The 20646-nt window shown below is 63.8% G+C and carries 21 protein-coding genes; 13 read left to right on the forward strand and 8 right to left on the reverse strand.

Annotation, left to right across the window (positions count from 1 at the left end; all coding sequences use genetic code 11):
* Window positions 1–479: 479 nt before the first annotated feature.
* From GWP04_02225 to GWP04_02240, 4 genes are all read right to left on the reverse strand, one after another.
* Window positions 480–2402 carry a heavy metal translocating P-type ATPase gene (locus GWP04_02225; GenBank protein NIA24367.1) on the reverse strand — a complete coding sequence of 641 codons (1923 nt, stop codon included), beginning with the start codon at window positions 2400–2402 and terminating at the stop codon, window positions 480–482.
* Complete coding sequence (locus GWP04_02230; GenBank protein NIA24368.1) at window positions 2402–3307, reverse strand: cation diffusion facilitator family transporter; 906 nt, start codon at window positions 3305–3307, stop codon at window positions 2402–2404. The genes GWP04_02225 and GWP04_02230 overlap by 1 nt, the downstream gene beginning before the upstream one ends.
* Window positions 3304–3675: a metalloregulator ArsR/SmtB family transcription factor gene (locus GWP04_02235; GenBank protein NIA24369.1), complete on the reverse strand. Its 372-nt coding sequence runs from the start codon at window positions 3673–3675 to the stop codon at window positions 3304–3306. Before GWP04_02235 ends, GWP04_02230 begins: the two co-directional genes overlap by 4 nt.
* 76 nt (window positions 3676–3751) lie before the next feature.
* On the reverse strand, window positions 3752–4153 hold the full coding sequence (locus GWP04_02240; protein ID NIA24370.1) for a MerR family DNA-binding transcriptional regulator: 402 nt from the start codon (window positions 4151–4153) through the stop codon (window positions 3752–3754).
* Window positions 4154–4324: 171 nt separating this feature from the next.
* On the opposite strand from GWP04_02240, the gene GWP04_02245 reads away from it, so the two are divergent.
* The 7 genes from GWP04_02245 to GWP04_02275 all read left to right on the forward strand — a co-directional run bounded on the left by GWP04_02245 (window position 4325) and on the right by GWP04_02275 (window position 13148).
* Window positions 4325–6370: a heavy metal translocating P-type ATPase gene (locus tag GWP04_02245; protein NIA24371.1), complete on the forward strand. Its 2046-nt coding sequence runs from the start codon at window positions 4325–4327 to the stop codon at window positions 6368–6370.
* Window positions 6371–6626: 256 nt separating this feature from the next.
* A complete protein-coding gene (locus tag GWP04_02250; GenBank protein ID NIA24372.1) occupies window positions 6627–7514 on the forward strand; it encodes an alpha/beta fold hydrolase in 888 nt (295 codons plus the stop codon).
* Window positions 7515–7935: 421 nt separating this feature from the next.
* Window positions 7936–8391 (forward strand): thioredoxin-dependent thiol peroxidase, encoded by a 456-nt coding sequence (locus GWP04_02255; protein ID NIA24373.1) that lies wholly within the window; start codon window positions 7936–7938, stop codon window positions 8389–8391.
* On the forward strand, window positions 8388–9635 hold the full coding sequence (locus tag GWP04_02260; protein NIA24374.1) for a hypothetical protein: 1248 nt from the start codon (window positions 8388–8390) through the stop codon (window positions 9633–9635). The genes GWP04_02255 and GWP04_02260 overlap by 4 nt, the downstream gene beginning before the upstream one ends.
* Window positions 9636–9682: 47 nt before the next feature.
* Window positions 9683–10402, forward strand: coding sequence for a hypothetical protein (locus tag GWP04_02265; protein ID NIA24375.1), 720 nt, complete (start codon window positions 9683–9685; stop codon window positions 10400–10402).
* Between the two features lie 100 nt (window positions 10403–10502).
* Entirely contained in the window at window positions 10503–12641 is a 2139-nt protein-coding gene (locus GWP04_02270; protein NIA24376.1) for a 4Fe-4S dicluster domain-containing protein, read from the forward strand.
* 246 nt (window positions 12642–12887) lie between these two features.
* The gene (locus tag GWP04_02275; protein ID NIA24377.1) at window positions 12888–13148 is read left to right on the forward strand and encodes a hypothetical protein; all 261 of its coding nucleotides are present in this window, start codon (window positions 12888–12890) and stop codon (window positions 13146–13148) included.
* Between the two features lie 166 nt (window positions 13149–13314).
* Here GWP04_02275 and GWP04_02280 read toward each other — a convergent pair whose 3' ends face one another.
* Entirely contained in the window at window positions 13315–14757 is a 1443-nt protein-coding gene (locus GWP04_02280) for a DUF3459 domain-containing protein (protein ID NIA24378.1), read from the reverse strand.
* 51 nt (window positions 14758–14808) lie between these two features.
* Here GWP04_02280 and GWP04_02285 point away from each other — a divergent pair, with 51 nt between their 5' ends.
* Window positions 14809–14967, forward strand: a complete 159-nt coding sequence (locus GWP04_02285) for a hypothetical protein (GenBank protein NIA24379.1) — start codon at window positions 14809–14811, stop codon at window positions 14965–14967.
* Here the strand turns inward: GWP04_02285 and GWP04_02290 are convergent.
* Both GWP04_02290 and GWP04_02295 read right to left on the reverse strand, forming a co-directional pair.
* Entirely contained in the window at window positions 14955–15986 is a 1032-nt protein-coding gene (locus tag GWP04_02290) for a hypothetical protein (protein ID NIA24380.1), read from the reverse strand. The genes GWP04_02285 and GWP04_02290 overlap by 13 nt on opposite strands.
* A complete protein-coding gene (locus GWP04_02295) occupies window positions 15983–16270 on the reverse strand; it encodes a hypothetical protein (protein ID NIA24381.1) in 288 nt (95 codons plus the stop codon). The genes GWP04_02290 and GWP04_02295 overlap by 4 nt, the downstream gene beginning before the upstream one ends.
* Before the next feature lie 946 nt (window positions 16271–17216).
* Between GWP04_02295 and GWP04_02300 the strand changes: the two genes are divergently transcribed.
* From GWP04_02300 to GWP04_02320, 5 genes are all read left to right on the forward strand, one after another.
* On the forward strand, window positions 17217–17450 hold the full coding sequence (locus tag GWP04_02300; GenBank protein NIA24382.1) for a transglycosylase SLT domain-containing protein: 234 nt from the start codon (window positions 17217–17219) through the stop codon (window positions 17448–17450).
* A 4-nt stretch (window positions 17451–17454) separates the two neighbouring features.
* The gene (locus GWP04_02305; GenBank protein ID NIA24383.1) at window positions 17455–17655 is read left to right on the forward strand and encodes a helix-turn-helix domain-containing protein; all 201 of its coding nucleotides are present in this window, start codon (window positions 17455–17457) and stop codon (window positions 17653–17655) included.
* Window positions 17648–18844, forward strand: coding sequence for a TRAM domain-containing protein (locus GWP04_02310; protein ID NIA24384.1), 1197 nt, complete (start codon window positions 17648–17650; stop codon window positions 18842–18844). The genes GWP04_02305 and GWP04_02310 overlap by 8 nt, the downstream gene beginning before the upstream one ends.
* Window positions 18845–18891: 47 nt before the next feature.
* On the forward strand, window positions 18892–19488 hold the full coding sequence (locus GWP04_02315; GenBank protein ID NIA24385.1) for an NTP transferase domain-containing protein: 597 nt from the start codon (window positions 18892–18894) through the stop codon (window positions 19486–19488).
* A 321-nt stretch (window positions 19489–19809) separates the two neighbouring features.
* Window positions 19810–20214 carry a DUF4332 domain-containing protein gene (locus GWP04_02320; protein NIA24386.1) on the forward strand — a complete coding sequence of 135 codons (405 nt, stop codon included), beginning with the start codon at window positions 19810–19812 and terminating at the stop codon, window positions 20212–20214.
* Window positions 20215–20504: 290 nt separating this feature from the next.
* On the opposite strand, the gene GWP04_02325 is transcribed toward GWP04_02320, so the two are convergent.
* The coding region (locus GWP04_02325) for an HU family DNA-binding protein (protein ID NIA24387.1) at window positions 20505–20646 on the reverse strand (142 nt) is incomplete at its 5' end.

A 20646-nucleotide genomic window follows, 5' to 3' on the forward strand; every position in this document is an offset into this window, starting at 1 on the left:
CCTCGGGACTCGCGAGCCGATGTGAAGCTGCGTCGCGCGTTCCCTGATGGTGGAAGCCGGCTCGTGTTCCGGGGACACGTGAATGGGGCGGCTGCTCGAGGTGAAGGCCGCGTGCAGCTCTGCAGAGAGGTTCCTCGAGCGTGTCCTCTCACAGGTGCCGGCTGACACCGCTACTTGACATTCCATCGGACTGGAAGGTGTATCTTGCCAGGAGTTAGAGGAAGGAGGTGAGTGGATGAAGCGCTTCACTGTTCCGCGTATCGCGCACTGTTCGGACGGCTGTACCGCCGGGTCCTGAGCACGACGTGAAACTGTTTGGCGCGGCCGCCGGGATCCCAGGAGTCCCAGGCCGCGCCGCCACCGAGCGTTTCGCTTTCCCTGGGGCGACTCTGGCGAGCTTGCCAGAATGCCTGCCGGCGAAACCTGCCGGTACGTCGGTGGATAGGAAGGAAGAAGGGTCGATCGGGAACCGATCGTGCTCAGCGGGCCAGCCTCGTCCCGTTGGCAATCACCGCTATCTCCGAGAGTTCGTGGGCGAGCACGGCGGCCGGCAGGGACAGCAGACCCGCGAGCGCAGAAGGGATCAGCACTGCCAGCAGGACGAGAGCCATGGCGACATTCTGTGCCACCACCCGTCGGGTTCGCCGTCCGATGGCGAACGCGTCGATGAGTCTGGTGAGATCGTCGGCCATGAGTGCCACGTCGGCGGCTTCGAGCGCCACGTCGGACCCGGCGGTACCCATCGCTATGCCCACCGAGGCGGCAGCCAACGCGGGAGCATCGTTGACGCCGTCGCCGACCATGGCGACATGCCGGTGGTGTTCGACGAGGCGGTTGATGGCAGCCGCCTTGTCCGCTGGAGACAGCCCTGCCAGTACCTCATCCAGACCGAGACCTTCCGCAATGGCGTCGGCCGTCCGAGGATTGTCCCCGGTGAGCATGACGAGATGGTCCACGAATGCACGGAGGCTGCGAAGCGTTACGGCGGCATGGGGCCGGAGCTCATCGGCGATGCCGATCACCGCGAGGGGCTCACGGTCGCGCGCCAGTACGACGGCGGTCGCGCCGGATGCCTCGAGATCGGCGACGATGTCGGCGGCTGCGGCTATGCCCAGGCGAGTCAGATAACTCGGCGAGCCGATGACGTAGACGGATCCGTCGATGCTTGCTCGGGCTCCCGCACCTGGTGCAGCCTGGAAGTCCGACACCACCGGAAGCTCCAGGCCGCGCCGGCGCGCAGCGGAGACGATGGCGCGCGCCAGTGGGTGTTCCGAGGAGCGTTCGATGCCGGCCGCAATGGTCAGGGCATCATCGTCGGAGATGGTCGTGAGCGGGACCAGGTCGATCACCCTTGGCTCTCCACGAGTCAGCGTGCCGGTCTTGTCCAGTGCCACTGCCCGCACCTGGGCGAGCTCTTCGAGGTACACGCCCCCTTTGATCAGCACGCCTCGGCGGGCAGCGTTGCCGATGGCGGCGACGTAGGTCACCGGAATCGATATGACCAGGGCGCAGGGTGCAGCAGCGACCAGCGCGATGGCCGACCGTTCGGCCCATCGTGCCCAGTCGCCGGTCACGAACCCGCCCACGAGCATGATCGCGCCACCCATGGCGAGCACGGCCGGGGAGTAATGACGGGTGAATCGCTCCATGAACCGCTGTCCATGGCCCTTCTGCTCCTGGGCCTCCTTGACGAGACGAACGATGGCCGACAGTGTGTTGTCCGCGAAAGCCGCCGTGGCTTCAACCACGAGCGCACCTTGTGCATTCGCGGTTCCCGCGTACACCTGGGAGCCCGGCGACTTCTCTATCGGCATGGATTCACCGGTGATCGCCGCTTCGTTCACCATCGAGGAACCCTCGACGACCACGCCGTCCGTCGCGACGTTTTGACCTGGACGGACGAGGAAGCGGTCTCGGACTTCGAGCTGCTCTATGGTGATGTCTCCTTCGGTTCCGTCGGGATCGATTCGCGTGACGATCCTCGGCGTCAGGTCGAAGAGCGCTTCGATGGCCCGGCGGGAGCGTTCCTCCGTGAATGTCTCCAGAGCTTCGGATATCGAGTAGAGAAAAGCCAGGGTCGCGGCTTCTCCCCACTCGCCGAGGATCCCGGCGACGAGGGCGGCGACGGTCATCAGCAGCTCGATGTCGATCCGGTGCTCCTCGACAAGTTCTTCTATCGCCTCGGCGGCGAAGAACCGGCTTCCGACAACGAGGGCGAGGACGTACAGACCCGAACTCACCAGATCCGGTGCGCCGAGGCGCCCGGCGGCGAAGCCTGCTGCGAGAAGGAGACCCGACGAGAGTGACCAGCGCACGGGACGTGATTTCCACAGTTCGCGCAGCCGGATGCGGTGGGACCCGGCGTGGTCGGTGTGGGACCATCTGGGATACGGATGGCCCATCAGCAGGTCGCGTCCTCGCATCCCTCATGGGTGTTGGGCTCGACCTGGAGGGTGGCGTGCGCGATGCCGTACTCCTCCTTCAGGAGGTCCCGAGCCTGGTCGAGAACCGGGTGCGAATTCGGCTCATGGTCGATCATGAGGTGCGCCGACGCCACATTCATGTCGGAGGTGAGGGTCCACACGTGGAGGTCATGGACATCGACGACACCAGGGATTGCGCCGAGCCGTTCGCGCATCTCATCGACCGACACGTCGGTTGGTGCCGCTTCGATGAGAACACGGATGGCCTTGCGCCCAAGGCGCCACGCACGGGGCAGGATGAACAGGCCGATGGCTGCGCCGAACAAGGGGTCCGCGTACAGCCAACCGGTGAAACGCAGGATGAGCGCGGCGACGATGACGCCAACGGAGCCGATTGCGTCCGCCATGACCTCCAGGAAGGCGCCCTCGAGGTTCAGGCTCTCCTTGGCTCCTTGCCGAAGCAGCAGCCAGGAGACGATGTTGACGATGAGACCCAGTACGGCGACGACGAGCATCGGGCCGCTCATGACGTCCACTGGTTCTCGAAGACGCCGTACCGCCTCGACGAGTACGTAGGCCCCAACGGCGAACAGGAGTGCTGCATTGGCGAGCGCGGCCAGGATCTCCAGTCGGTACATGCCATACGTGAGCTTGTTCGACGTCCGGACCCGGTTCGCCGCGATGATCGCCGCGAGAGCCATCCCGAGTCCGAGGGCGTCGGTGGCCATGTGGCCGGCATCGGAGAGGAGTGCCAGCGAGTCGGAGATCAGGGCGGTGACGGCCTCGACCACCATGAAAGTGACGACCAGTCCAAAGGTGATCCGCAGACGGCCGACATGCTTGGCACCGGCCGTGACGGAGCCGTGGCGGTGGTCCGAACTCATGAGGTGCGCGTGTGCCGGTAGTGCTCGGCGGCGACATCGAGCAGCATGCGGATATGGGTATCGGCGAGGCGGTAGTAGATGACGCGTCCTTCTTTGCGATACGAGACCAGGCCGGCGGTCCGCAGCAGACGCAACTGGTGGCTTGTGGCCGACTCGCTCAGCTCCGAGAGGGCTGCCAGGTCGCCGACGCAGAACTCCCCGGCTTGGAGGAGTACGTAGATCATCCGGAGACGGGCGGGGTCGGAGAGGAGCTTGAACTGCTCAGCCAGGTCTTGGGCCTCGGCGGGATCCGGGAGGCGCTCGCGTACATCGGCGACTCTCTCGGGATGAACCAATCGGGGGACCTTGTGTTTCTCTTCGAGGGCCATGAGAGGGAGCGTAGAAGTGCAAACATCTGAACGCAAGTGCAGATATTCAGATATTCAGATATGCTGCCCGGCCTGCTCAGCCTGGCACTGCAATGGTCTGGCACCGGTTCGGGTCGGTGCACTCCGCCGGGTCCAGTCGGCGGGCGCGCGCGGTGAGTTCGGTGAGTTGTCTGCGGGTGTGGCGGAGTGTTCGGAGCTGGCGGTCGATGTCGTCGAGATGACGCTCCAACAGATCGATGACGTGGTGGCAGGTGGACTCGCCGTGGTCTCGCATGTCGAGGATGGAACGAATCTCTGCCAGCGATAGCCTCGCCGCCTGCGCATCCTTGATGAAGGTGAGGCGATCGGCGACCTGCATGTCGTACTCGCGATATCCGTTCGGGGCTCGAGGCGGCGGCGGGACCAGGCCGATGTCTTCGTAGTACCGGATGGTTTTCGTCGGCACCCCGGTCATGTGGGCAAGTTCTCCGATTCTCATCGGTGCATGATACCCCACTTGACCTTCTAGTCGACTGGAAGGTGTACCGTGTGTACACCGAGGAGGAATGTCAGGTTCAGGAACGGCTCACAGGGTCCCGAGTCGTCGTCAAACAGGGCAGTGGCGGGGCGAATTGTCCAAGGCGAGCCAGCGCCCCTGAAGGAGTACACGATGCACGAACACCACAGCGTCACAGAACATGATCACACGGCTTCCGATGGTGGTTCGACACACTCGGACGCCGGTCACGACAAGCACGAAGGGCACAACCCGGAGATGTTCCGGGATCGTCTGTTGGTGAGTTTGGTGCTGACCGTGCCGATCCTGTATTTCTCGGATCAGCTCCAGTCCTGGTTCGGCTATGAGGCCATTTCTTTCAGCGGTGTCGGCTGGGTGAACCCGGTTCTTGCGACGGTCTTGTTCATCTATGCGGGGACGGTGTTTCTCAAAGGAGGCATCCGGGAGCTACGCGCTCGCGTGCCGGGGATGATGACGCTGATCTCCGTGGCGATCTCGGTCGCCTATGTCTACAGTCTCGCCGTCTCACTGGGTCTGGGTGGCAAGCCGTTCTACTGGGAACTGGCGACGTTGCTCGACGTGATGCTGCTGGGTCACTGGATCGAGATGCGGTCGATTCAGAGTGCGTCGAGAGCTTTGGAGGAACTCGCCGCGATGGTGCCGAACGTCGCCCACCGTGTCGGCCCGGACGGGTCGGTGCAGGACGTCGAGGTCTCGTCCTTGCGAGAAGGTGATCTGATGCTGATCCGGCCGGGGGAGCAGGTCCCGGCCGACGGTGACGTCGTGGAGGGGGCCTCTTCGATGAACGAGGCGTTCCTGACCGGTGAATCCCGCCCGGTATCGAAACGCGAGGGAGACGAAGTCATCGCAGGCGGGGTCAACGGCGAAGGGGCCCTGACGGTTCGGGTGACCCGTATCGGGGATCAGACGACCCTCAGTCAGATCATGCGGCTCGTCGAGGAAGCCCAGGCGTCGAGAAGCCGCTATCAGGTACTGGCCGATCGTGCCGCATACTGGTTGACGATCATCGCTATTGGCGTCTCGTTGCCCACGGCGGGAGCGTGGCTGCTGTTCGGCGGTGCCGGTGTGACGTTTGCGGTGGCGCGGGCCGTCACCGTTCTCGTGATCGCGTGTCCGCACGCGCTTGGGCTCGCCATTCCGCTGGTCAACATGAATGCCACATCGATTTCGGCTCGCAACGGGATCCTGGTGAGAAACCGTGAGGCTTTCGAGCGGGCTCGCAATATCGCCTTTGTGGCTTTCGACAAGACAGGCACTCTCACCGAGGGCCGATTCGTCGTGTCCCGGGTTGCGGTCGACGGGGTCTCCGAGGTGGAGGCGCTTGCAGTCGCCGCCGGCCTGGAACGGGCCTCGGAACATCCTTTGGCAACGGCGATCGTCGAAGCAGCCGAGCAACGGGGGGCGCATCAACAACAGGCCCTGGAGGTCACCGCCGTGCCAGGAAACGGTCTCGAGGGGCGCATCGACGGACGGCTGTTGAGAGTGGGCCGACCCGAGTGGGCCGATCAGGTCGGCATCACGCTGCCGGAGCCGCTGCGAGATGCGTTGGCGCTGGCAGACGAGCGGGGCGAGAGCGCGATTGTGATCATGGACGAAACAGAGGCACTGGCGGTGCTGGCGCTCGCCGACAAGGTGCGGGACTCGGCGCGGGTGGCGGTCGAACGGCTCCGTTCACTCGGAGTGACACCGGTGATGATCACCGGTGATGCCGAAGCTGTCGCACGCACCGTTGCCGCGGATCTCGGCATCGATCGCTTCTACGCGCGTGTCTTGCCACAGGACAAGGCGAGGATCGTCACAGAACTCAAGCAGGAAGGCCCAACCGGGTTCGTCGGCGACGGCATCAACGACGCGCCGGCTCTGTTGGCGGCCGACGTTGGCATCGCCATCGGTGCGGGTACCAACGTCGCCATCGAATCGGCCGATCTCGTCCTTGTCGAGGACGACCCCGCCGACGTCGCGCGTGTCCTTCAGCTCGCTACGGCCACGAGACGCAAGATGGTGCAGAACCTTGCCTGGGCGACCGGCTACAACACCTTCGCCATCCCCCTGGCCGCCGGCGTGCTGGCGAGCAGGGGCATCCTCCTCGATCCCGCAGTCGGCGCGTTGCTGATGAGCATGTCGACCGTGATCGTCGCGGCGAACGCCATGTTGCTGCGACGGATACAACTCCACTGATCGTCCACCGGACGGTTGAGGCGAGGCTCCGTGCGCACACATGCGCTGCGTGATGGCTCGAGAGGCTTTGTCGATCCGCCGTCGGATCAAAGAGTTGGGGATCCCGGGGACCGAACCGGTACGTCCGGCGGTTCTCGCCGAGGACTTGGCGCAAAGACCCCGGCGAGCGGTGCCTGCCATGTCGTCGACGTCGCAGGGGGGTGTTCGGCGAGGGGGTCGGATCGGTCGTCGAGGGGGAAGGACTACCGTTCCGGCGATGAACTTCCCACAATCACCAGGCTGGTTCCTCAAGGCGATTGCCATGGAGCCCGAAGAGCACACGATCGACGTCGACGGCTGCTCGACCCACTACCTGAGTTGGGGCGATCCCGACCTGCCTGGGCTCGTGTTCGTCCACGGCGGAGCAGCTCACGCCCACTGGTGGAGCCACCTCGCCCCGCTGTTCACCGAACGGTGGCATGTCGTGGCCCTCGATCTGTCCGGTCACGGTGACAGTGGGAGGCGCTCGGAGTACTCGAGGGAGGCATGGTCGCATGAGGTCATGGCGGTGGCAGCCGATGCCGGCTTCCCCGGGCCTCCTGTCGTGGTGGGCCACAGCCTCGGCGGCATGGTCATCATCGAGACGGCTGCGGCGTTCGGGAGTGATCTGGCGGGAGCGGTGATCGTCGATACGCCGGTGCGCCGGCCGGACCCCGAATCCGAGCAGGCCGCGCGCGGCCAGGCGTTCGTATCGCCCGGGAGCTATCCGGACCTCGAGACCGCTCTCTCGCGATTCCGGCTGATTCCGCCACAACCGTGCGAGAACGCCTTCATCGTCGACTTCATCGCGAGAAAATCGTTGCACGAGACGCCGGGCGGGTGGACGTGGAAGTTCGACCCTCGCATCTTCAGTCAGGCCTATCGCCCGCTGGGGGAACGCCTCCAGGCGATCAAGACCCGGGTCGCGCTGTTTCGTGGTGAGTTCAGTGTGATCGTCCCGCCGGACATCGCAGAGCACATGTACGACCTCATGGGTCGCAGCGCTCCGGTCGTGTCCATTCCTGAAGCACATCACCATCTCATCCTCGACCAGCCTCTGGCGTTCGTGGCGGCACTGCGAACCCTGTTGGCCGACTGGGAGCACTCGATCCCACGCCGGGGCTAGTGCCTCGACCGGCAACCTTTGCGGTGTTCCGCCGGCCAGGAACTCCGCTCGCTGCGTTCTCCGCCTCAACGCACCTGCAGGTGCGCCTTCGTTGTGCGGCCTTGCGACCAGACGCCCCTGCCTCGGCATCGACACCCCGGCCAAGGCACTAGTCGCCGTCAACCCCGGGCCCGTAGTCGGATCGGTCTCTGCTCCCGGCTTCGCCGTGCTCTCTTCTGATGCTCGCTTCGCTCCTCCGGGAGGCCAGTGGACGCTCCACTCGCTGCGTTCTTCTCCTCGACGCGCCGGTCTCTACTCCCGCCCTACGCTTTTGCAGCACTGCAGGTAGCGATACGAAGTACGAAATACGAGATACGAGATACGAGACACCGGCATTACTCGACAGCCTTCTAGTCTTGACCCGGAAAGGGAGGGATGAACAGTGCTGGAAACTGGTGACCGGGCGCCCGCTTTCGAACTCACCGACGACGCAGGGAACAGGGTCTCGCTCGAGGACTTCAGCGGCAAGCATCTCATCGTGTACTTCTATCCGAAGGCCATGACTCCCGGGTGCACGACCGAAGCGTGTGATTTCCGAGATCGCAGCGACCGTCTGCAGGAAGCGGGGTACGCCGTCGTCGGTATCAGCCCGGATCCTCCTTCGCGACTGGCAAGATTCAAGGAGAAGGAGCATCTGAACTTCCCGCTGCTTTCGGACGAGGACCATGCGGTCGCGGAGGCGTACGGCGCATGGGGAACGAAGAAGAACTACGGCAGGGAGTACGAGGGAATCATCCGCTCCACGTTCGTCATCGGGCCTGACGGCACGGTGATCCGTCTGTACCGAAACGTGCGCGCCACGGGGCATGTCGATCGGTTGACCGAAGAGGTGTTATGAAAATCATCGTGGCCTTCATCATTGGGCTCCAGGTCCTGCTGATGCAGTCGGCTCTGGCGGTCGACACCACATCGCTTGCCGACGAGGCGGCATTTCGTCACTACGCCGTCGAGGAAGGCGCACCGGTCGACCTTGATGCCATGGAGCAGCTCGTCACCGATCTTTCCGACACCCCGGCTCTCTACTTCGTGGCGCTCGCCGAAGATCCCCCCGAAGGCGCCGACACGGTCGCCAGAGATGTTCTCACGGCGCTGTCCGGCGGAACCGTCGTGGTGGTGACACCGACCGATCTGGGGGCTGTCAGCAGCGACTTCTCCGACGGGCAGCTCGGGGGAGCTCTCGACGCCAGCATCGATCTCTTCGACACGAGCTACGTCGAAGGTTTCCGAGCGTTCGCGGGTGCCCTCACTTCGCCGACGCCTGTAACGGTGCCGAGCGACTCGGCCGGGGGCGGAGGACTGATTCCCATCGCAGTCGTGGTCATCGTCATGGTGATCGTGATCATGGCGATATGGAGAGGGAAGAAGGGCGACGAGAAAACCGGACTGCGTCAGGTCGAGGAGGCCCGCAGTGAGATCAAGACGCAGCTGGAAGCGATCGCGAACCGAATCATCGAGTTGAGCGACCAGGTGTCGGTTGCCGGCAACGACGAGGCCACCGAGCACTATCGGGCCGCCAGCGCCACGTTCGACGATGCGCAAGGTGCCTTCGAGCGCGCGGATACGCTCGCTGCCCTCGAGGACCTCTCCGACCGGTTGGACCGGGCGCGCTGGCAGCTCGAAGTGGCCGATGCGATCACCGAGGGCCGTGCCGTGCCACCGGAACCGCAGGATCGCCCTTCGTCGTGTTTCTTCGACCCGGCCCACCGGGGAGGGACGGAGGAGGCAACGATCACGACGCCTGCCGGGGTCAAGACGGTGAGTGTCTGTCAGGACTGTGCCGAGAAGCTTCGCAAGGGCGAACAGCCGAAACCCCGTGACATTCTCGTTGGCGGCCGTCGCGTGCCCGCTCCCATGGCGCCGCGATCCCACGGGGGTGGAGGGCTGGATCGAATGAACACGTTCGAGATGGTGGTGGGCGGCATGGCAACGGCGGCACAGTACCGAAGTCGCTCGTCGCGGCGGCGAGTCGCATCTTCCCGGTCCCGTTCGGTCCGACGCGCCACCGCCTCTCGTTCGAGGACTTCCGCCGGACGGTCGACACCGCCGGCGGTAAAGGGTCGAGCACGCCGGAAACGACGCTGACCACTTAGGATGAAAGATATACACAACAGGAGGAAATAGTGGGGTTCTTGAAACGGCTATGGGGGTACTTGGCGACGCTCTTTCGCGGTGCCGCGGAACGGGCGATGGACCCGGAGGTCGAGGTCGAGCAGGCGATCAACGAGGCCAGGAAGCAGGACCAGAAGCTCCGGAACCAGGCTGCTCAGGTGATTGCCCATCGCACGCAACTCGAAGCCAAGATCGAGAGCGCAGCGGACGATCTCGGTGAAGCGCGCGAGATGGCCAAACAGGCGTTGCTGAAAGCCGACGAGGCCAAAAAGGCGGGAGACACCGAAGCAGTCGGAAAGTGGACCCGTGCAGCACAGAGCCTTGCCATGAGGCTCCAGGCCGCGGAGAACAACTTGGCCGGGCTCAAGGAGCAGTACGGCGTGGCGGTCACACAGGCCGAAGATGCCAAGCGGGCGGTCGAGCAGAACGCCATGCGGCTTCAGGAACTGGCTGCCAAGAAGATGGAGCTGATCGGCCGTCTCCAGCAGGCAAAGATGCAGGAGGCCGTCAACAAGACGATCGAATCCATCTCTGCCTCCATGGAGGTCGATGCTCCGAGTCTCGACAAAGTGGAGGAGAAGATCTCACAGCGTCTGTCTGAGGCGAAAGCCAAGGCGGAACTGCGCGAATCTACCCCCGAAGGCGCCGAGGCAGAGCTTCGTGAGGCGATATCGGTCACGCAGGCCGACGCAAAACTGGAAGAACTGCGTAAGGAACTCGGGCTCACCGAAGGGGCTTGATACAAGATTCGAGGCGGGGCGGTGGAAGCCGCCCCGCTCTCGCGCAGAGAGGCACATTTGCGACCGGTACACTCCGGCCTGCCCGCGTTGAAGGAGCAGGATGGAACCTCGTCGCCGCCCGACTGCCAGCAGGGTCCTCGGTGCCCTCGCCGTCGTCACGTTCTTCGCAACACTGCTTCTGTGGTGGCTCGGCACGCTGCCCGGTCATGTCGATCCTGCCGTCGGGAGGGTGATCTTCGGCAACATCCCCGACGCACTCATCGCTCTGTTCTACGTCGGGATGGGGGTGTTTCTCGCGCTGAGTATCTACCTGTTCTCCCTGCGGGCACGCAACTGGGAGCGCGGTGCCTTCGAGCGTCGTTGGGGGCAATGGAGAGAACGGGTGCGGGCTCTCGATTCCGGTATTCGCATGCGAACCGTACTCCGGGAACGGTCCGCCGGATGGATGCACGCGATGATCTATTGGGGATTCGTCGTTTTGTTCCTGGGCACGGTCACCCTCGAAATCGATCACCTCCTGCCGGTGAGCCTGAAGTTCCTCCATGGGGACTTCTACAAGGGATACTCGGCCGTGCTCGACACGGCCGCCGTTGTGTTCGTTGGGGGTGTGCTCTGGGCAGTCGCCCGTCGGTACGGGCAGCGCCCGTGGCGGCTCCGGTCCAAGACCAGGGATGAAGACGCCTGGATTCTGTTCATCCTCGCGATGATCGGGATCACCGGACTTCTCGTCGAGGCGGCGCGGATCTCCCTCTCCGGCCGCCCGTCCTTCGAAGTGTGGTCGATCGTCGGCTACCCGCTGAGCTATCTCTTCCCAGCCGCCGTGGCGCAGGCGTGGCATCGGGCCTTGTGGATCCTGCACGTGGTCTCGTTCATCGGTTTCGTGGTGCTGCTGCCGACCACCAAGTTGCGGCACATGATCCTGTCTCCGGCCAACATGGTGTTCTCTCCACGTGAGCGGCCCAAAGGAGCGATGCGAGAGATGCCGAACCTCATGGAGGCCGAGGACATCGAGACGATCGGTGCCTCGGTGGTGGCAGACTTCACGTGGAAGCAATTACTCGACACCGATGCGTGCACCGTATGCGGCCGGTGTATGTCGGTGTGCCCGGCCAACATAACGGGCAAGCCACTCGACCCCAGGGAGATCATCCTGAAACTCGGGCAGGTGGCAACTGCGACGGGAAGCCCGGTCGTCTCCCCGACGGTCATGGCGGACGCTGCGATCACGGTTTCGGCGGACAACGTCTTCGAGCGGATCAGCACCGAGGAGGTGTGGTCGTGTACGACGTGCCGCGCATGCGACGAAGTGTGTCCTGTGAACATCGAGATCGTCGACAAGATCCTCGATATGCGCAGGTATCTGTCCCTGATGGAGTCGGACTTCCCGTCAGAACTCGGCAAGACCTATCTGGCGCTCGAGAACCAGGGGAACCCATGGGGGATGGGCCAGCAGGATCGTGCAGCATGGACCAGGCAACTCGACTTCGATGTCAGAATCCTTGGTGAAGACGGTGTGGACAGCGCCGAGTACCTGTACTGGGTCGGCTGTGCGGGGTCGTTCGACGACCGGAATCAGAAGGTGACCATCGCCACCGCCAAACTCCTTCACGAAGCCGGAGTGGATTTCGCGATTCTCGGCCTACGAGAAAAGTGCTGTGGTGATCCTGCCCGACGGTCCGGGAACGAGTATATCTTCCAGCAGTTGGCGTTGGAGAACATCGAGACGATGAGCGACTTGGGTGTGCGCAAGATCATCACCCAGTGTCCCCACTGCTTCAACACGCTCAAGAACGAGTATCCGCAGTTCGGTGGCGACTATGAGCTGATCCACCACAGCGAGCTGCTCTCGGCGCTCGTCGAAGAGGGGAAACTGGACCCAGAGGCGTCAGAGGGGAAGAAGACGACGTATCACGATCCCTGCTACTTGGGCCGGCACAACGACGTGTATGAAGCTCCCCGCTCCGTCGTCGGTACCGGACTCGTCGAGATGGAGCGGTCGGGGAGTTCGTCGTTCTGCTGTGGCGCCGGTGGCGGCCAGTTCTGGATGGAGGATCGAGTCGGCAAGAAAGTGAACATCGAGCGTGCGCAGGAGGCGATCGCCACGGGCGCAGACGAGGTCGCGGTCGCCTGCCCGTTCTGCTTCATCATGATGGACGACGGTGTCAAGGAGCTGGGGAAGGAGATTCCCGTCAAGGACATCGCCCAGATCCTCTCCGAGCGGATCTTTCCCGGCAAGTAGGTGTCCGGTGTCGGGAGGCCGGCACGGCGCCTCGCCGGGCAACCGTTGGGCGGTTCTGCCGTCCGGGCCGCAATGCGAAGCACAGAGTACGTGCGCAAGGGAGCCACACTCCTGGCATTGCGTCGACACCGCGAGCGTCGCCGGCCAAGGCACTAGTCACTGGGATGAGACCCCTGTTGGTCCTCGATACTGCTGCTCTCTGTAGTACGTTGACCACTACTAGCGCGAATGAATGATGGAGTCACCATGGCACGTAGCTGCAAGACCCACGAGTTCGGAGATCCTGTCGCAGTGGGCGGGGGAATCGTTCGCCGTGCCTGCTCGCGGTGTGGCGCGGTTCAACTCGACATCACCCGGCAGGAAGTACTCGCCAACTCGGGCCTCTTCCAGTCCGGTCGCATCAAGTGGATGACCTGGGAACCTGCGCAGGAAACGCGAGGTCGGCTCGAACGCCGGTTTGGAAAAGCACCTGAGGAGCGCCGCTCGGCGGCCACGGCCATCGCGTAGAGGCATGAGCTTCCAGGTTCCAGCCTGAACGCGTCAGATCTCCATCGGGACTTTCAACCAGTGACGAGAGCCGTGACGCTCGCCCCGCGGTCCGGCGGCTTGTCATGGCCGCGGTACCCGGTACCGAATACGAAATACTGTGAGTGAGACGATCGACCGGCCGGCCCTAGACGACCTCCCACACCGCGCCGGTACGGGGCGGCAGGGCCAAGCGCACGATGTCGCGGTCTGCCTTGACGCCACCTTCGCCCCAGAGCGTCCGGTAGTTCCCGGCGAGACCGTCGGTCTGGAACGATGCAGACGCCGCGCCGTCGCCGGCGTTCACGGCGACGATGATCCTCTCGTTCCCGTCCACCCTGGAGAATACGACCATCTGGTCCGCCGCGGCGAGTGAGCGGTACTCACCGTGGCGGAGCGAAGAATGATCGTGGCGAAGCATGATCAAGGACCGGAACGTGGCTCGAAGATCGTGGTTCCACGCGTCTTCGTTGTTCCAGGGGAATGCACCGCGCGACCCCGGGTCTGCTCTCCCTGTCATCGCGATCTCGTCCCCGTAGTAGATACTCGGCGCGCCGGGAAAAGTGAATTGCAGGAGGGCCGCAAGCACGACGGTGGTCGTGTCGCCTCCGGAGACGGTCAGTACCCGAGGTGTGTCATGCGACCCGAGCAGCGTGAGGTTCGCCTCCGTCGCATCCTTCGGGTAGGCAGCGATCAGAGCGTCGATACGATCGCGATAGGCGTTCGCGTCCAAGGCGGGGGTGAGGGGGTAGTTCTGGCCTGAGGCGAGGCCGGGTTCGATTCGGTGTCCGGCCGTGAACGCGAGGGTGTATCCGGCGAAGAGGTAGTTCATCGTTCCGTCGAAACGGTCGCCCTTGGCGATCCAATCACGTGCGTCGTCCCAGATCTCGCCGACGATGTAGGCCTCGGGGTTGATCGCCTTCACTCGGGAACGGAACTCTTCCCAGAATCCCTCCGTCTTGATCTCATGTGGCACGTCGAGTCTCCACCCGTCTGCACCTCGGCTGATCCAGTGCTCGGCGACCCCCATCAGATACTCACGTACCTCCGGGTTCTCCGTGTTCAGTTTTGGGAGCCCGCGTAGGTCCCACCATGCGGCGTAGTTCGCAGGCAGGTCCTCCTCATATGGGTGTATGGGCCAGTTCTCGATGAAGAACCAGTCCTTCCACGGCGAGGCCGGTCCGTTTTCCGCGACGTCGTGGAATGGAAAGAAACCTCGGCTCGCGTGGTTGAAGACGCCGTCGAGGATCACTCTGATGTCACGATCGTGGCAGGCTGCCAGGAGGGTATCGAAGGCCTCGTCGCCTCCCAGCATGGGGTCGACCGTGTAGTAGTCGAAGGTGTGATAGCGATGGTTGGAGGCCGACCAGAAGATCGGGTTGAGGTACAGCGCCGTAATGCCGAGATCGGTCAGGTAGTCGAGGCGCTCTTCGACACCGAGAAGATCGCCACCCTTGTACCCGTGAACGGTCGGCGGCGATTCCCATGACTCGAGGTTCGATGGCTTCGCGACTCGTTCCGATCTCGCGAACCGATCGGGAAAGATCTGATAGAAGACGGCGTCGGAGACCCAGGAAGGTGGTGTGTTCATGTGCGATGGCGAGTCTTGCATGAGCGGCCCGTAACGCATAACGGAAGGCGTATGTTTCGCGCCGTGGTCTTCCTGCCGCTCTGCATGACGGTGGCGTGGTCCTGCCTGATCGCGGGAGGTGCGATAGCCGGCGTGGATTCCGCGGGGGATCTGCCTGTCGGGATCGGATGGATGCGACGAGCGTATCCCGGATGGCGCTATCTCGAATGATGTGCTGCGATCGATTTCTGCACTGGTGCGACCTGCTCGATTAGTTCTCGGGGAGGACCTGATGTTTGCTGGGCCGCTGCTCGGATGCTCGTGAGTGTCGGGATCAGGCCCGCGGGCTCCAAGCCGAGTGCTCGGCGCGCCTCTCTGGTTGCCGCGGCCGGGTCGTCTGCTCGATTGACCAGAGGTATGGGTGTGGGCCCCTGCCATGCGTCGACGAGCATCGAGGCACGGACGAGTCCGGTGGGACTGGCGTCACAGACGAGCACGGCGGTGTTGGCCTGTCGCAGGATCGACTCGCCTTGGGGCCACGGCCCCAGGTCCACCACGACGACATCGAAGGAACCGAGCGCCGAGCGAACGAGTTCCCAGCGGAGGGCGGCCGTGAGCGGACCTCCATCGATGCCGGCGAGCACGGAGATGGGCCCGACGCTTCGAGCACGGTCGTCAGGCAGCTCTCCGTGGGATCGAACGGCATCGAACGCATCGGCGAGACCCGGATGGGGGCGCAGCCCGAGACGAATGCCGAGGGAGGGCGGGTCGAGATCGACGAGGAGTGTTCGGTGTTCTCGCGCAGCGCTCCACGCAACGGCGATGGAGATCTCGGTGCGCCCGGGTGCTCCCCTGGGTCCGGTCACCGCGACGAGCGTACCCTCGGGCGATGTCGGAGGAGCGGTGACAGAGAGCGCCTGAACGGTGCGGAGCAGCCGGAGCGCCGGGACGTCGTCGGGAAGGATCTCGTCCGCTCCGGCCATCTCGAAGAGACGCCTTCCGGGCTCGTCTCCGGCAGGGTAGATCCCGACGACTCGAATCCCTCTGCGCCGCCACGCCTTCACGATGGCGGGCGAGACCCACGGCGTTTCCGATCCTGCCACGATGACACCCGGGGATCGGCGAGTAGCTTCTTCCGGCTCGTACGCTCGTGCGACGACCCGCACTGCTGCAGTCTCTCGAGCGAATGACACGAAGATCTCTTCCCAGGAGCGCGCGGTGAGCACGGTCGCTACGGCTGCGCGACTCATCGGAATTGTGCTCGCGTGATGTGAAAGAGCGAGACCACCGACCCGTCGAGAGTGACGTGGTCCAGTCCAACCCCGGTGATGGTGCCGTCGATGGTCGACCCTTCGACGGTGACGACGACGGCGCGCTCCTGCCGGTCTTCTGCATCGAGGAAGCGATCTCGCAGTGTCCGTGTCCTGCGATGGAGCGTTGCTGCGGCTTCCTGCTCGGCTCCGAGGACCTCCTCGAACTGGGACCGGAGCCGGCGGGTCAGCTCAACGAGATCGGGATGTCGCAGCGGATCCATGGTGCACCCTCCTCACAAGACACACACAACCACCGTTAACAATCGTTAACCTAACGTAGGAATGATTAGCAAGCAAGCAGAAGCGGGGTCTTTCTTTCGCGTTCTGGGTGGGGCGGGTAGCCTTGCCTCGATGTCGATGTCGGTGTCTCGCAGCGTCTGTGTGGCCGTTGTTGCCACGGCCCTTCTCTTCGCCTCGCTTCCTGGAGGCGGGGCTGCACTCGCGCAGACGAAGAGTGAGGTCGACGAGGCTCAGGAAGAGGCAAATCGGGCGAAGTCGGCGCTCACCGAGGCGCAGCAGGCCGCCGACCAGGCAAGTCTCGTTCGCTCAGGTATCGAGGCCGATCTGTTGTCTCGGCTCGACACCGTCGAGCGCACCAGTGCAGACCTCGACGAGGTGTCCTCCAAGGTGATCGAACTTCGTGGACAGATCGAGGATGCAGAGGTGTTGGTCAGGTCACTGCGTTCTTCGGCGGAAGAACGAGCCGTAGAGGCATACATGAGTGCCTGGTCGACCGACATCGGCCTGGTCGTACTCTCCGCCGACCTCACGCAGGCGCTTGTCCTCGAGGATGTTGCCGAGACGGTGCGTAAGGACGACCTGGCCCAGATCAATGAACTGACGATCCAGCGTCGCGTCCTGGGTGAACTGCGCTCCGACGAGGAGTCGGAGCAGCAACGGCTCCAGCGAATCCAGAAGGACCTGAATACCCAGGTCGAGGTCCTCGAGCAGCTGTTCCTTCAGGCGGATGTGGAGGTTCGGGCGGCGTTTCTCGCTGTGGACGAAGCCGATCGACAGTATCGGACTGCCCGCAGCGATGCAACGGCCGCGCAGAGGGCGTATGAGCAGGCGCAGCGAGAGCTGCGCATCGGCAGAGGTGTGGAGCGGTGGCGGCCTCTGGTGCAAAAGTACTTCCCGCCTGAACTCGTCGACCAGGCCCTCGCGGTCATGTATTGCGAAAGCGGTGGAAACCCGGATGCGAAGAATCCCTATTCCACCGCGACCGGCCTGTTCCAGTTTCTCAGGGGCACGTGGGCCATCGCCAGCGTGCGAGCCGGATTCGGCGGGTACAGCCGGCTCGATCCGGAGGCGAACATCGCATCGGCCGCCTGGCTCGTGAAGTACTCCATTCGGACCCAGCACCCCGGTGGCGCATGGGGCCACTGGTCCTGCAAGCCGTAGCGGTATGGAGCGCATCGAGATCGATAGTGAAAAGGAGTGGTTCTCCGTTGCCGATATCTGCGCGCAGATGGACGTGACTCCATATGTGGTCACCTCCCTGCTCCGAGCGGGTGAGATTCCTGCTGTGAAGTTCGGCAGAGAATGGCGAGTCGCCAGGCGGGACCTGGAGGACTGGATCAACGCGCAGCGCGGCCGGAATGCCTGACCCGATCGAACTCGTGCCTGACCGTTGGGCCAATGGCGGAGAGGTCGTGGGACGATGGCAGGGCAAAGCCGTCTTCGTGCCGGACGCATTACCGGGTGAACGGATTCGTGTCCGCATCGTACGAGAGAAGTCATCGTGGGCGCGGGCAGAGCTCCTGGAGGTCATCACGCCGTCCCCGCAGCGCACGGCGGTGCCGTGTTCCGTGTTCGGCACGTGCGGGGGATGCCAGTGGCAACACGTCTCCTACGAGGCCCAGCTCGAGGCAAAACGGCAGATCGTCCAAGGGCAGCTTGAGCATCTCGGAGGAGTAAGCGAACCCATGGTTTGCGGGACGGTTGCGCCGGGTGCACCGTTCGGATATCGGAATCGAATGACATTCCACGTCGCAGGCGGTGACCTCTCGATGTACCGCAGACGGTCGAGGGACCCTGTGGCCGTTGCACAGTGCCATCTCCTCGTGCCGGCTCTCGCAGATCTCTTTGCCCGGCTCGACCCCGTCGAGGGAACTCGGCAGATGACGATCCGGAGCGGGACCCGTACGGGAGACCTTCTCGTCGTCGTCGTGGGAGCCGTTCCCTCCGGCGCCGAGGCCTGGGGCGCCCGCGTCGCCCAGTCGAACCGCGGCCGGGTGCGACCGGTGATCGGTGATCCATTCATCCACGAGGAAGTGGCGGACGTCCGCTTCCGCATCTCCGGGGAGGCGTTCTTCCAGGTGAATACGGATGGAGCGGAGGCCCTTGTTCGGCTCGTCCGAGAAGCCGTCGATCCACGTTCCGACGACGTACTGGTCGACGGCTACTCCGGTGTGGGTCTGTTCGCCGCAACCATCGGTCGCGAGGTTCGCAAGGTCATCGCCGTGGAATCCGACGCCAGAGCGCTCGGTGACCTTCGTCACAATCTCGACGGTGTACAGGCGCAGATCGCAGGGCATCGTTTCGAGGCCGGCGTCGGCGGAGCGTGGGACATAGCCATCGTCGATCCGCCCCGTACGGGACTTGGCAAGGGGGGAGTCGACGTGGTGGTCTCGGGAAGGCCTCGGGCCGTAGCCTACGTGTCGTGCGATCCTGCGTCCCTCGCCCGGGATTCCCGGTATCTCGCCGACCATGGATATCGACTGCAGTGGGCCGCCCCGGTCGACCTGTTTCCCCAGACGTTCCACGTCGAGACGGTCGCCGCCTTCACGCGCTGATGCCTCGCCGTCCGAGGAGGTCTGGGATCGGCGTATAGTCACGTCTCATGCATATTGACGCTCTGATCCTTGCCGCCGGTCCTTCGACGAGGATGGGTGAACCGAAGCAGCTCCTCGACTGGGGAGGGCCGACGCTCCTCGAGCACGTGGTTGCGATGGTCTCGAGTTTCCCGATCGATGAGACGTGGGTGGTGCTTGGTTCGGGGATTGAGGACATCCTCGAGCGTGTCGAGTTCGGCGATGCAGGAATCGTCCAGAACCTCGAATGGCAGGAGGGGATAGCGTCGTCGTTGAGGGTGGGGCTGGATGCGATCACACGCGAAGCCAAAGCGGACGCCGTATTGATCGTGCTGGGGGACCAGCCGGAGGTGGACCCGGAGGTTGTCCGGCAGCTCATCGACCGGTATGAGGAGACCGGCGCATGGGCTGTCATCCCCAAGTACCGCTATCAGCGTGGGAACCCGGTCCTCATCGATCGTGCCCTGTGGCCGCGCCTGATGAGTCTCGAAGGTGATCACGGCGCACGTACGCTGCTCCAGGCCCATCCTGAATGGGTCGAGGAGGTATGGTTTTCCTCCACCACGCCCAGAGATGTGGACACGGTGCAGGACGTGGAGGATCTCCACCCGGATCGGCACGGCTGAGTCGAGGCCTCTTCACTTTCCTGTAGTGCCGACTCCAAGGTGTGTGGACACCGGCTCGAAGGCAGACCGGCAAGTAGTGGACCGTGTGTGAGCTTCCAGTGCGGAGACGCGCGTGAAGGCTGTGAGACCGGCCTCGATCGGCGACCTTTGCGCACATTGCCGGCCGGGAACGTTGCTTCCATCGTCCTCGTCCTCGACATGGTGCTCGGGCGTGGCTTCGTCCTGTGTCGTTGCGCCCAGACGCCCCTGCCTCGGCATCGACACCCCGAACGTTGCCGGCCAAGGCACTAGTCTGCGGCTCGAGCGAGAAAAGGAGTCTGGATGGCGTCGATTGACGAACTCAGTGGGCTCAGCGTTGCAGCCGCCCGGAGTCTGCGGCGGTCACGCATACGGACCACGGAGGCACTGCTGAAGTGTGGACGAACACGGCGAGGACGCCGTCAGCTGGCCGAAGAAACCGGACTCATGGAACGACAGATCCTCCAGTGGGTGAATCGCGCGGATCTGATGCGCATCAGGGGCATCGGAGGAGAATACGCCGATCTCCTCGAGGCTTCGGGCGTCGACACCGTCAAAGAGCTTCGTCGCAGGAACGCCACCTCGCTGACGAACAAGATGATGCAGGTCAACGATGAGCGCAAGTTGGTCCGCCGACTCCCCACCGAGGGAATGGTCGCCCGCTGGATCAGCCTGGCAGCCGAGACGGAGCCGCTGATCAAGCGCTAGAAGTCGTCAGTTCTCAGTCGTCAGTCGCCAGTCTGGCCAGCTTCGCTCGGCGGTACTTCGTGTCTCGTACCGCGGCCGGTGTTGATCCAAGACCGCGGGGCGAACGTCGGAGCTCCGGGCATGGAACCGGATTCCGGGGTATCTCGTGAGTGGCGGTTGTACCGGCCGTTGGCCCGCTTCGCAGTCTTGTCACGATCTTGGCGGCGGTACGCAGTACCGAATACGAAGTACTTCTTCGGACACGGAAAGGGGAACCCGCTGGTTCCCCTTTCCACGAACCCAACTTCGGTTCAGGCTGCGGTTGTGGTCTTCTTGGCTGCCGGCTTCTTGGCGGGGGTCTTCTTGGCTGCTGCGGTCTTCTTGGCTGCCGGTGCCTTGGCCGCTGCCGGCTTCTTGGCTGCTGCGGTCTTCTTGGCTGCCGGTGCCTTGGCC

This window comes from Gammaproteobacteria bacterium (genome assembly GCA_011682695.1).
Lineage (GTDB): Bacteria > Actinomycetota > Acidimicrobiia > Spongiisociales > UBA4744 > BMS3Bbin01.